The following is an 11,871-nucleotide window of genomic DNA, read 5'->3' as shown; positions in this document are numbered from 1 at the left end:
AGGGAAAGAATCTTTCGCAAAGATAAGAATTCCACAGGGAGAGACGCATGGAGATCTCGGGACGCGGCGTGATCGTGACGGGCGGAGCTTCCGGCCTCGGCGCGGCTACTGCGAAAGGATTAGTCGAGGCGGGCGCCCGCGTGCTGCTCGCGGATATGGATTCCGCGCGCGGCGAGGCGAAAGCCGCCGAACTGGCCGCTGAATTCGGGGCGGAGACGCTCTTCCGCAAGACCGACGTGACCAAAGCCGAAGAGGCCGCCGCCGCCGTCGAGGCCGCGAGGGAGGCTTTCGGCGGGCTCTGGGGTCTGGTGAACTGCGCGGGCGTGGCCCCGAGCGAGCGCGTCCTCGGCAAGACCGGGCCGCATGGGCTGGAGAGCTTTTCACGGGCGATTTCGATCAACCTCATCGGCAGCTTCAACATGCTGCGGCTCGCGGCCGAGGCCATGAACGCCAATGAGCCCACCGCCGAGGGCGAGCGCGGCGTGATCGTCAACACGGCCTCCATCGCGGCCTATGACGGCCAGATCGGACAGGCGGCCTACGCCGCTTCGAAAGGCGGCGTGGTGGGCATGACCCTTCCGGCGGCGCGGGAGCTGGCGCGCTTTGGAATCCGGGTGGCCGCCATCGCGCCGGGCCTCTTCGAGACGCCCATGCTCGCGGGATTGCCGCCCGCCGCTCAGGAGGCTCTGAACGGCGTGGTGCCCTTCCCCGCCCGACTCGGAAAGCCCGCCGAATACGCCGCTCTGGCTTTGCATATCTTCGCCAATCCCTATCTCAACGGCGAGACGATCCGCATCGACGGCGCCTTGCGCATGGCCCCGAAATAAGGAGACCTTCATGGCTCAGGATCCCATCGTCGTCGTCGGCATGGCCCGCACGCCCATGGGCGGCTTTCTCGGCGATTTCAAAGACGTCGCGGCGGCGCAATTGGGCGCGGCCGCGATCCGCGCCGCCGTGGAGCGCGCCGGACCGCCTCCCGAAGCCGTCGAGGAAGTGGTCTTCGGCTGCGTGCTGCCCGCCGGACAGGGACAAGCCCCGGCGCGTCAGGCGGCTTTAGGCGCGGGACTCCCGCTCGGCGCGGGGGCGACCACGGTCAATAAAATGTGCGGCTCGGGCATGAAGGCGGCGATGCTGGCGCATGATCTGATCCTCGCGGGCTCGGCTTCGGTGGTCGTGGCGGGCGGCATGGAGAGCATGTCCAACGCGCCCTATCTGCTCGACCGCGCGCGGACGGGCTATCGCATGGGCCATGGCCGGACGCTGGACCATATGTTCCTCGACGGCCTTGAAGACGCCTATGACAAAGGCCGCCTCATGGGAACCTTCGCCGAGGATTGCGCCGGGGCCTTCGCCTTCACGCGCGAGGAGCAGGACGCCTTCGCCATCGCCTCCCTGGAGCGGGCGCAGAGAGCCATGGCTTCCGGCGATTTCGCCGAAGAGATCATCCCGGTGACGGTGAAATCCGGCAAGAGCGAGCATATGGTCTCCGAGGACGAACAGCCGCCCAAGGCCCGCATCGACAAGATTCCGGGCCTGCGCCCCGCCTTCCGCGAGGGCGGCACCGTGACGGCGGCGAATTCCTCCTCCATCTCCGACGGCGCGGCGGCCCTCGTGCTGATGCGCCGCTCCGAGGCCGAAAGGCGCGGCCTGACGCCGCTCGCCACGATCCTCGGCCACGCCACCCACGCCCGCGCGCCGAAGGACTTCCCCACCGCTCCCATCGGCGCCATCGAAACCCTGCTCGGCAAGCTCGGATGGACCGCCGAAACGCCGGATCTCTATGAGATCAACGAGGCTTTCGCCGTGGTGGCCATGGCCGCCATGAAGGCGCTGAATCTGCCCCATGAGAAGGTCAACGTGAACGGCGGCGCCTGCGCTCTGGGGCATCCCATCGGGGCCTCGGGCGCGCGGATTCTCGTGACGCTCATCGCGGCCTTGCGGCGGCGCGGACTGAAGCGCGGCCTCGCGACGCTCTGCATCGGCGGCGGCGAGGCCACGGCCATGGCCGTCGAGCTTGCGGAATGAGGAGGCGCGCATGATTCCCAATGAAGAGCAGGCCGCCATTCAGGAGGCCGCCCGAAGCTTCGCGCAGGAGCGCCTCGCGCCCTTCGCCGAGGGCTGGGACCGCCGCCATGAATTCCCCGCCGAGGCTCTGCGCGAGATGGGCGACCTTGGGTTTCTCGGGATGGTGGTTCCCGAGGAATACGGCGGCGTGGGCGCCGGACAAATCGCCTACGCCATGGCGCTCGAAGAGATCGCGGCGGGCTGCGGCGCGGTCTCGACGATCATGTCGGTGCATAATTCGGTGGGCTGCGCGCCGATCCTGAAATTCGGGACCGAAGAGCAGAAACAAAAATTCCTGCCCAAGATGGCCTCGGGCGCATGGATCGGCGGCTTCGCCCTCACCGAGCCGCAGGCCGGATCCGACGCCAGCGCGCTCAAGACCCGCGCCCGCCGCGACGGCGATCATTACGTGCTGAACGGCGCCAAGCAATTCATCACCTCGGGCAAGAACGGCCATGTGATCGTCGCCTTCGCCGTGACCGACCCGGAGGCGGGCAAGAAGGGCCTCAGCGCCTTCATCATCCCTACGGATTCCCCCGGCTATAAGGTGGTGCGCGTCGAGGAGAAGCTTGGGCAGCACGCCTCGGACACTTGCCAATTGGCCTTTGAGGATCTGCGGCTTCCGGTCGAAAACCGCCTCGGCGAGGAGGGGCGCGGCTACGCCATCGCGCTCTCCAATCTGGAGGGAGGCCGCATCGGCATCGCCTCGCAATCGGTGGGCATGGCCCGCGCCGCCTTCGAGGCCGCCCGCGACTACGCCCGCCAGCGCGTGACTTTCGGCAAGCCGATCATCGAGCATCAGGCGGTGGCCTTCCGGCTGGCCGACATGGCGACGCGCATCGAGGCGGGGCGTCAGATGGTCTTGCACGCGGCGGCTCTGCGCGAGGCGGGCATGCCCTGCCTCAAAGAGGCGAGCATGGCGAAGCTCTTCGCCTCCGAGATGGCGGAGCGCGTCTGTTCGGACGCGATCCAGATCCATGGCGGCTACGGCTATCTCAAGGATTTCCCCGTCGAGCGCATTTATCGCGACGTGCGGGTCTCGCAGATCTACGAAGGCGCCAGCGACATTCAAAGGCTCGTGATCGCGCGGGATTTGTGAGCTTGCCGCCTGCGGCGGGGCGTGATCGGATGCGGCCTCATTCGCAAGGAGACCCTTCATGACCGCCCCCCGCCCTCTCGGCCGCACCGGAATCGACATCCAACCGCTGATCTTCGGCGGCAACGTCTTCGGCTGGACGCTGGACGAAGCGCAGTCCTTCGCGATCCTCGACGCCTTTCTCGATCAGGGCTTCGACGCCATAGACACCGCCGACGTCTATTCCGTCTGGGTGCCCGGCAATCAGAGCGAAAGCGAAAGGATCATCGGGCGCTGGATGAAGGCGCGCGGAAACCGCGATAAGGTCAAGATCTTCACCAAGGTCGGCATGGAGCTGGGGCCGGAGCGCAACGGCCTCTCGGCGCGCTGGATCGCGCAGGCCGTCGAGGATTCGCTCAAACGCCTCCAGACCGACCACATCGACCTTTATCAGAGCCATCGCCCCGATCCCGAAACCCCGCAGGAGGAGACTCTCCGCGCCTATGAGGACCTCGTCAAGGCGGGGAAGGTCCGGCATGTCGGCGCCTCGAATTTCGACGCCGCCCAGCTCGGCGAGGCGCTGAAGCTCAGCGCCGAGAAGAGCCTGCCGCGCTATGAGACCCTCCAGAACGAATATAACCTCCTCACCCGCGAGAAGATCGAGGGCGAGCTGCAAGCTCTGGCCGTGCAGGAAGAGATCGGGCTGATCCCCTTTTATGCGCTTTCGGCGGGCTTCCTGACCGGGAAATATCGCTCCGAGGCCGATTTTCATAAAAGCCCGCGCGGCGGCGGCATGGGGCGCTTCCTCACGCCCAAGGGTCTGCGGGTGCTGGCGGCGATGGACGAAGTGGCCGCCTCGACGGGCGCGGCCCATTCGGAGATCGCTCTGGCTTGGCTGCTCAGCCGCCCCGGCGTGACGGCGCCCATCGCCTCGGCGACTTCGGTCGCGCAGGTGGAGAGCCTCGCGCGCGGCGCAAGGCTGAAGCTCTCGGACGCGGATCTCGCCAAGCTCACGGCGGCGGGCGAAGACCAAGCCGCCTGAAAGCGCTTTCCAGCGAACCGATCAGGCTTCGCGTCGCGCAAGCGCGACCACATCGAAACCGAGAGCGTTCGAACGATCCGATTCGGTCGGGAGACGCTCGAAAAGCGAAGGGGCGCCCCCCGCCGGGACGCCCCTTTCCTCTTGGTCTCCGGGCCGAATTCGAATTCCGGGGCGCTTATCCGCCGTGGTTGATCATCACATGCCGGACGGCGGTGTAATCCTCCAGCGCATAGACCGACATGTCCTTGCCGTAGCCCGATTGCTTCAGCCCGCCATGAGGCATTTCATTGACCAGCATGAAATGCGTGTTGATCCAGGTGCAGCCATATTGCAGACGCGCCGCCGCCGCCATGGCCCGGCCCACGTCCCGCGTCCAGACGGAGGAGGCGAGGCCGTAATCGCTGTCGTTGGCCCAAGCCACGGCCTGATCGACCTCGGAAAAGCGCGTCACCGAGACCACCGGCCCGAAGACCTCGCGGCGCACGATCTCGTCCTGCTGCAAGGCGCCCGCCACCACGGTCGGCTGATAATAGAAGCCCGAGCCCGAACCCGGCTTGCCGCCCGCCGCGATCTCGATATGCTTGAGCTCGGCGGCGCGCTCCACGAAGGAGGCCACCCGATCGCGCTGACGCCGCGAGATCAGCGGGCCCATCTCATTGGCGGAATCATCGGCCTGATCGAAAGCGATGGTCGACACCGCCGAGGAGAGATCCGCCACCAGCTTCTCATAAATCTTCTCGCCCGCGTAGATGCGGCAGGCGGCGGTGCAGTCCTGTCCGGCGTTGTAGAAGCCGAAGGCCCGCAGCCCGCTCACGACGAGATCCAGATCCGCGTCGTCGAAGACGATCACCGGGGCCTTGCCGCCCAATTCCAGATGGCTGCGCTTGATGGTCTTGGCGGCGGCCTGAAGCACCTTGCGCCCCGTGGCGATGTCGCCGGTGATCGAGACCATGCGCACGTCCGGGTGATTGATCAGCGCGTCGCCGACCGTGTCGCCCCGCCCAAGCACCACGTTGACCACGCCTTCCGGCAGGACCTCGGCGAGGATCTTCGCCAGCTTCAGCGCCGTCAGAGGCGTTTGCTCCGAGGGTTTGAAAATGACCGTGTTGCCGCCCGCCAAAGCCGGGGCCAGCTTCCAGGCCATCATCATCAGCGGATAATTCCACGGCGCGATGGAGGCCACCACGCCGATGGGATCGCGGCGGATCATGCTCGTGTGGCCCGCGAGATATTCCCCCGCCGCCACGGCGGGCATATTGCGGATGGCGCCCGCGAAGAAGCGGTAGCAATCGACGATGGCGGGGATCTCGTCGTTCAGAGCCGCCTGAATCGGCTTGCCGCAGTTCAGAGCCTCCAGCGCGGCGAAACCTGCGGCCTCGGCCTCGATGCGCTCGGCGATCTTGAGGAGATAGCCCGAACGCTCCGCCGGAGTCGTCCGCGACCAGCTTTCGAAGGCTTTGGAGGCCGCCGCCGCCGCCCGGTCGATCTGCCCGCGCGAGGCCTCGGGGAGTTCGAGGATCGCCGCCCCCGTGCGCGGATTGAGGATGGTCTCCGGCGCTTCGGCGCCCGTTTCGAAGCCTCCGCCGATCAGCATTTGGACGTCCATGGCGTTTCTCCCGTGGGTTTTGGCGTCAGTTTGGGCGTTAGAGCGTTTTCCGACCGAACTGGGTCGTTCAAACGCTCCAACTTCTTTTGCGGCCGCGCTTTCTCGACGCGAAACCTCGTCGGTTTCGCTGGAAAGCGCTCTATTTTCCGGCTCCGGCGGTCTGATCGCCGTCGCGGGTGAGGCGATAGGCGAGAAGGATCGGCAGGAAGGTCGCCAGAGCCACCACCATGGCCGCGACGTTGGTCACTGGGCGCTGGCGCGGACGCACCAATTCCTCCAGCATCCAGATCGGCAGAGTCTGTTGTTGTCCGGCGGTGAAGGTGGTCACGATGACTTCGTCGAAGGAGAGCGCGAAGGCCAGCATGCCCCCCGCCAGCAGCGCCGTGCCGATGTTCGGCAAGACCACATAGCGGAAGGCCTGAAAGCCGTCGGCGCCGAGATCGGCGGCGGCCTCCATCAGCGACCCATGCAGACGCCGGAACCGCGCCACCGCATTGTTATAAACCATCACCACGCAGAAGGTCGCATGGCCGATGATCAGCGTCCAGAAGGAGAAGGGGATCTCCGCCAGATTGAAGGCCGAGCGCAAGGCCACGCCCGTCACGATGCCCGGCAAGGCGATGGGCAAGATGATCAGCAAGGAGATGCTCTCGCGGCCGAAGAACTTCGTCCGGCTCATGGCCGCCGCGCAGAGCGTCCCGAGCAGCATGGCCAAAAGCGTGGCGAGGCTCGCGACCTTCAGCGAGAGGATCAAAGCCTCCCAGAGATCGGCGCGTCCCCAAGCCACGCCGAACCATTTCAGCGTGAAGCCCGGCGGCGGCCATTGATAGCTCCGCTCCTCGGTGGTGAAGGCGTAGACGAAGATCAGCAGGATCGGCAGATGCAGGAAGGCCAAGCCCAGCCCCGCCGCGATCTTCAGACCCAGAGGCGCCCGCGCGCCCTCCTTGTCAGAGCGCATCGAAAGCCCCCTTGCGTTTGGCGAACCAGAGATAGACCCCCATGATGAGGATCGGCGCCACCGTGAAGGCCGCCGCCAGAGGAATATTCCCCGCCGTGCCCTGATGGGCGTAGACGGCTTGTCCGATGAAGCGGCGCGAAGTCCCGACGATCTGCGGAATGATGTAGTCGCCCATCGTCAGCGAGAAGGTGAAGATGGAGCCTGCGAGGACTCCCGGCAGAGCCAGCGGAAAGAGCACGTTCCAGAAAGTCTGGCGCGGCGTGGCCCCGAGGTCGGAGGCGGCCTCGATCAGATTGCCCGGCACCCGCTCCAGCGAGGCCTGAATAGGCAAAATCATATAGGGGAGCCAGACGTAGAGGAAGACGAGGAAGGTGCCCGTATGGCTCACCGAGAGCGAATTCCCCCCGACGATGGGCAGCGCAAGCCAAGCCTCCACCAGCCAAGTCAGATGGAGCTTGGCGAAAGTCCAATTGAGGATGCCTTCCCGCGCGAGGATCAATTTCCACGCATAGACCTTCACCAGATAGCTCGACCAGAGCGGCAGCATCACCCCGAGATAGAAGATCGCCTTCCAACGGCCTTTCGCGTAGCGGGCGGCGAAATAGGCGATGGGAAAAGCCACCACCGCCGACCCGACCGTCACGAGGGCGGCCATGGTCACCGTGCGCAGGATGATGTCGAGATTGGCGGGCTTGAAGAGTTCGGCGTAGGTCTTGAGCGTGAATTCCCGGTTGATCAGCCCGGAATATTCGTCGATCGAATAAAAGCTCTGAAGCAGCAGCGCGAAGAGCGAGCCCAGATAAATGATCCCCAGCCAAAGCAGCGGCGGCAGGAGCATCAGAAAAAGCGTCATCCCCGGATTGCGCCAGAACCAATCGCTGAGCGCCCCGCGCAGACCCCGGCTTTGGGGAATCTCGGCGGCGGTCATGGGGCGTCCTCCATGAGGTGGATCGCCTCGGGCGCGAAGGCGGCTTCGACCATCTGCCCCAGAGCCAGCCCCGTCGCCGCCGCCGCCGGGACCGCCGCATGCAGCCGCAAGGCCCCCTCCTCCGGCGCCGTCTCCAGCCCGAGCCGGGTCGTCGCGCCGAGATAGCTCACGGAGGCGATGCGCGCCGGAGCGCCCTCGCCGGAGCCCGCGGGCCGCAGCGCGATCTGCTCCGGCCGCAGACTGCCCCAGCGCCGCGCGCCAAGACGCTTCTCCACGAAATCGGGCGGCAGAAGATTCGAGGAGCCCACGAAATCCGCCACGAAGCGCGTGCGCGGGCGATTATAAATCTCTTCGGGCGCGCCGATCTGACGGATCTTCCCTTCGCTGAAGACCGCCACGCGGTCGGCCATGGACAGCGCCTCGCCCTGATCATGGGTGACGAAGATGAAGGTCACGCCGAGGGATTTCTGAATCGCCTTCAGCTCCTCCTGCATCTGCTCGCGCAGCTTGAGGTCCAGCGCGCCGAGCGGCTCGTCGAGCAGCAGGACTTTCGGCTTGTTCACCAGAGCCCGCGCCAGAGCCACGCGCTGACGCTGGCCGCCCGAAAGCTGACCCGGCTTGCGCGCCCCATAGCCGGGGAGCTTCACCAGCTCCAGAGCCTCGGCGGCGGCGCGGCGGCGTTCGGCGGCCTCGACGCCCCGCATCTTCAGCCCGAAGCCGACGTTCTCCAGAATATCGAGATGGGGGAAGAGCGCGTAATCCTGAAACACCGTGTTCACGCCGCGCCGATAGGGCGGCAGATCCTCCACCTGCTCGCCGAAGAGCCGGATATGGCCCGCGCTCGGGCGTTCGAAGCCGGCGATCAGCCGGAGACAAGTCGTCTTGCCCGAGCCCGAAGGCCCCAGCATGGCGAAGAACTCGCCGGGGGCTATGGCGAGATCCACCCCGTCCACCGCTCTGACCGCGCCGTAATGGCGCGAGACGGCTTCAAAAGTTACGGCGGGGGACAGGGCGGGCGGAGGAGCGGAAGATGCGGACGCGGTCATGCGGCCTCCTTCTTCGAGAGCGGGCGTCGAGGACGGGCGTCGAAGCATGGAAGAGAAAGGCGCGGCCCTCCTGCGCCGGAAGCGGCGGAGGACGCCCCCCTTGTCGGATCTTGAGGACATCAGGCGCTCCCCCGGCGTCGGAGCCCGGAGGAGCGCCCGGCGGGCTCAGCGTCCGCCGATCACGGCGATGTAGTCGGAGACCCAGCGGTAATAGGGCACGCATTCGCCTTGGCTGGCGCATTGGGTGATCGGCGTCTGCCAGAAGCGGACCTTCTCGAAGTCGTTGGAGCCGTTCTGCGCGCAGACCTCGGCGGTGAGCATGCCGCTGCCGTCGGTGCAGGCGGCGGGCACCGAGGGATTGGCGCCGAACCACAGCGACAAATCGCTTTGCAGATTGGAGTTCAGCGAATGCTCCAGCCATTTATAGGCGCAATTGGGATTGGCGGCCTCGGCGTGCATCATGCTGGTGTCGGCCCAGCCCGTGACGCCCTCCTGCGGGAAGGTCGAGGCGATGGGAGCGCCGTCGCCCTTGAGGAGATTCACCTGAAACGGCCATGAGCCTGAAGCCACGACGCCCTCGTTTTTGAAGTCGTCGATCTGAATGAAGGCGTCATGCCAGTAGCGGCTGGCGAGCTTGCGCTGGCCGCGCAGCAGATCCAAAGCGGCGGCGTATTGCTCGTCGTTCAGCTCATAGGGGCTGACGATGCCCAATTCCGGCTTATGGAACATCAGATATTGCGCGGCGTCGGCGATGTGGATCGGGCCGTCGTAGGCCTGCACGCGGCCGACGTTGCTCTTGCCGTCGGGAAGATCCTGCTCCTCGAAGACCACGCTCCATGAAGTCGGCGCCTCAGGGAAGACCTCGGTGTTATAGGCGAGGACGTTCGGGCCCCAGACGTAAGGCACGCCGTAATGCGCGCCCTCGACGGTGTGCCAAGGGGCGTCCTTCAGCCGGTCGTCGAGCTTGGACCAGCTCGGGATGAGGTCGATGTTGATCGGCTGGACGCGCTTGCCCGCGATCAGGCGGCGCGAGGCGTCGCCGGAGGCCGTCACGAGGTCGAAGCCGCCCTCGTTCATCAGCGCGACCATCTCGTCGGAGGTGTTGGCGGTCTTGACGCTGACCTTGCAGCCGGTGGCCTCTTCGAAGCCGGTGACCCAATCGAATTTAGGGTCGGTCTCGCCGCGCTCCAGAAAGCCGGCCCAGGCGACGACGTTCAGACGCCCCTCGCCCTCGCCGAGTTCGGTCTTCATGGCCTGAGCGTAGGCGGCGCTCATGAAGCCCGCCGAAAGCGCCAGAACGGCGCAGGTCGCCAAAGAACGGATCATGCGAACTCCTCCAAAAAATTGAGAGGCCGCTCTTGTTCGTCGCGCCTGTCGCGGAAGGGGGCGGCTTGCGATCTGTGAGGGTCAGCCTGCGGCGGATATGCGCTCAGCGCAAACCTATTTAACAGAAACGTCATATCGGGATTTCCGATAGACCCCGATTCGCGCCGAAAGGACTTAGGGCCGCGAACGGGCGAAGCTCTGGCTTTGCGCCAGAGCCACGAACTCCCGCGCCGCGAGGCTCAGCCTTGAGCCGCGCCGCCAGACCATCCCCACCTCGACGGGCGGAGGCGCGCCCGCCACGTCGCGGGCCTCGATGCGGTCGCCTTCGAGGGACCAGGGCCGATAGACCAGATTGGGCAGGATCGCCACCCCCGCCCCCGTCGCCACGAGGCTGCGCGCCGCCTCGACGCTGCGGGTGCGGAAAGCCACCTGAGGCCGCAGACCCTGAGCCCGCAGCAAGGCGCCCGCCGTCTCCTCGATCTCGTCGATGGCGAGCATGACGAAGGGCTCGCGGGCGGCGGCGGCCAGCTCCACGGCGCCCTCGGCCGCCGCGAGGGGATGCCCCCCCGGCAGCCAGAGCCGGTAAGGCGAGACTTCGAGGCTTTCGGTCTGCAAGGCCATGCGCTCGCGCAGATTGGAGACCACCATCACCGCCACGTCGAGTTCGCCGCCGATGAGCAGATGCTCCAGATATTCCCCGCCGTCCTCGATGGCCGAAACCGCCACGTTGGGCCAGGCCCGCCGATAGCGCGCCAGAAGATCCGAGAGCACATAGCCCGCCACCAGCGAGGTCGTGCCCAAATGCAGCGTCCCGACGGTCTCGGCGCCCCGCCCCGCCGAGAAGCTGCGGCGGGCGTCGGAGACTCCGGCGAGGATCTGCGTGGCGTGGCGGAGGAAGCGGTGTCCCTGCTGGGTCGGCGAGAGCCCCCGCGCATGACGCTCGAAAAGCGCCACCCCGAGATCCTGCTCCAGCTCCTGAATGGCCTCGGTGACGGAGGATTGCGAAATGGACAAGCTCCGCGCCGCGCGGGAGACTCCGCCCTGCTCGGCCACCGCCACGAAATATTGCAATTGCCGCAAGGTGAAGGCCATAGGCTCAGCATAGGCGGCGCGCGGCGGCGGGGAAAGCCTTACGGAAGCCTCACGACGAAGCTTCGGCGCGGCCGTAAACGCGGATCCGGTCGATCTCGACCACGCCGCGGCCGCCTCTCCATCCCGCCTCCACGCCCTGAACCGAGACCCCCAGCCAGAGCCCCTCCCGAGCGGAAAGGCTCAAGAACCATGCGCTCGTCTCCTTCCGCGAGATGCGCGTCGCAAGCCGCTCCGTCCGGAAGCCCTCCGCATGCATCCTGTCGTTCAGACGCAGCAGGAAATCCGTATCCCCCACGCCGAGCCAAGCGGGCTGCGCCTTCGCCTCCTCCGGCGAAAGCCGCGCGCGCTCGACCGCGCAGAAATGGAGCCCCTGCTCATCCACGCCCCAAGAGGCGACGTAGCGCGGGACGACCGGCTCGCCGCGCAGCGCCTCCGGACCCATCGTCAAAATCAGGGCGGCCTCCTGAGCGGCGGGATCTGAGCGCATGGCCTGAAAGGGCGCCTTGCCCTCGCGCAGATGAGGGAGGCATTCCGCGAAGATCAGCTGCATGACCAGATATTCGTTCTTCGGCACGATCTCCGTGGGGGCGCCCCCCAAGCCGAGCGCCACCAGAGCCTTCATCGCCAGATAAGCCAGCGTCTTCAGCAGCCATTCCACCATAGCCCCCTCTCACCCCCTGCGTCGCGCCCGGAAGGCGCTTACGGAGCATCCCTCCAGAAAAGGCCGCGCCGCA

The 11,871-nt window shown here is 66.4% G+C and carries 11 protein-coding genes; 4 read left to right on the top strand and 7 right to left on the bottom strand.

Annotation, left to right across the window (positions count from 1 at the left end; all coding sequences use genetic code 11):
- Window positions 1-47: 47 nt before the first annotated feature.
- Genes B161_RS0108405 through B161_RS0108390 form a run of 4 tightly spaced genes read left to right on the top strand, consistent with a single transcriptional unit; the run spans window position 48 to window position 4,181 of the window.
- On the top strand, window positions 48-827 hold the full coding sequence (locus tag B161_RS0108405; protein WP_018632927.1) for an SDR family NAD(P)-dependent oxidoreductase: 780 nt from the start codon (window positions 48-50) through the stop codon (window positions 825-827).
- A gap of 10 nt (window positions 828-837) precedes the next feature.
- Window positions 838-2,025 (top strand): acetyl-CoA C-acyltransferase, encoded by a 1,188-nt coding sequence (locus B161_RS0108400; protein WP_018632926.1) that lies wholly within the window; start codon window positions 838-840, stop codon window positions 2,023-2,025.
- A 10-nt stretch (window positions 2,026-2,035) separates the two neighbouring features.
- Entirely contained in the window at window positions 2,036-3,163 is a 1,128-nt protein-coding gene (locus B161_RS0108395) for an acyl-CoA dehydrogenase family protein (RefSeq protein ID WP_018632925.1), read from the top strand.
- A 58-nt stretch (window positions 3,164-3,221) separates the two neighbouring features.
- Entirely contained in the window at window positions 3,222-4,181 is a 960-nt protein-coding gene (locus B161_RS0108390) for an aldo/keto reductase (protein WP_018632924.1), read from the top strand.
- Between the two features lie 175 nt (window positions 4,182-4,356).
- Here the strand turns inward: B161_RS0108390 and B161_RS0108385 are convergent, their stop codons facing one another.
- The 7 genes from B161_RS0108385 to B161_RS0108355 all read right to left on the bottom strand — a co-directional run bounded on the left by B161_RS0108385 (window position 4,357) and on the right by B161_RS0108355 (window position 11,798).
- Window positions 4,357-5,787 (bottom strand): gamma-aminobutyraldehyde dehydrogenase, encoded by a 1,431-nt coding sequence (locus tag B161_RS0108385; protein ID WP_018632923.1) that lies wholly within the window; start codon window positions 5,785-5,787, stop codon window positions 4,357-4,359.
- 139 nt (window positions 5,788-5,926) lie between these two features.
- The gene (locus B161_RS0108380) at window positions 5,927-6,745 is read right to left on the bottom strand and encodes an ABC transporter permease (RefSeq protein ID WP_018632922.1); all 819 of its coding nucleotides are present in this window, start codon (window positions 6,743-6,745) and stop codon (window positions 5,927-5,929) included.
- A complete protein-coding gene (locus B161_RS0108375; RefSeq protein WP_018632921.1) occupies window positions 6,735-7,673 on the bottom strand; it encodes an ABC transporter permease in 939 nt (312 codons plus the stop codon). Before B161_RS0108375 ends, B161_RS0108380 begins: the two co-directional genes overlap by 11 nt.
- A complete protein-coding gene (locus B161_RS0108370; protein WP_018632920.1) occupies window positions 7,670-8,719 on the bottom strand; it encodes an ABC transporter ATP-binding protein in 1,050 nt (349 codons plus the stop codon). Before B161_RS0108370 ends, B161_RS0108375 begins: the two co-directional genes overlap by 4 nt.
- Before the next feature lie 165 nt (window positions 8,720-8,884).
- Window positions 8,885-10,045, bottom strand: a complete 1,161-nt coding sequence (locus tag B161_RS0108365) for an ABC transporter substrate-binding protein (protein WP_018632919.1) — start codon at window positions 10,043-10,045, stop codon at window positions 8,885-8,887.
- Window positions 10,046-10,219: 174 nt separating this feature from the next.
- Entirely contained in the window at window positions 10,220-11,137 is a 918-nt protein-coding gene (locus tag B161_RS0108360) for a LysR substrate-binding domain-containing protein (protein WP_018632918.1), read from the bottom strand.
- Between the two features lie 49 nt (window positions 11,138-11,186).
- A complete protein-coding gene (locus B161_RS0108355) occupies window positions 11,187-11,798 on the bottom strand; it encodes a hypothetical protein (protein ID WP_018632917.1) in 612 nt (203 codons plus the stop codon).
- Between the last annotated feature and the right edge of the window lie 73 nt (window positions 11,799-11,871).

It is taken from the genome of Neomegalonema perideroedes DSM 15528 (genome assembly GCF_000374145.1).
GTDB classification, from domain to species: Bacteria; Pseudomonadota; Alphaproteobacteria; order Rhodobacterales; family Rhodobacteraceae; genus Neomegalonema; species Neomegalonema perideroedes.
The sequence above is the reverse complement of the archived record's forward strand: the minus strand, read 5'-3'. Positions and strand labels throughout refer to the sequence as shown.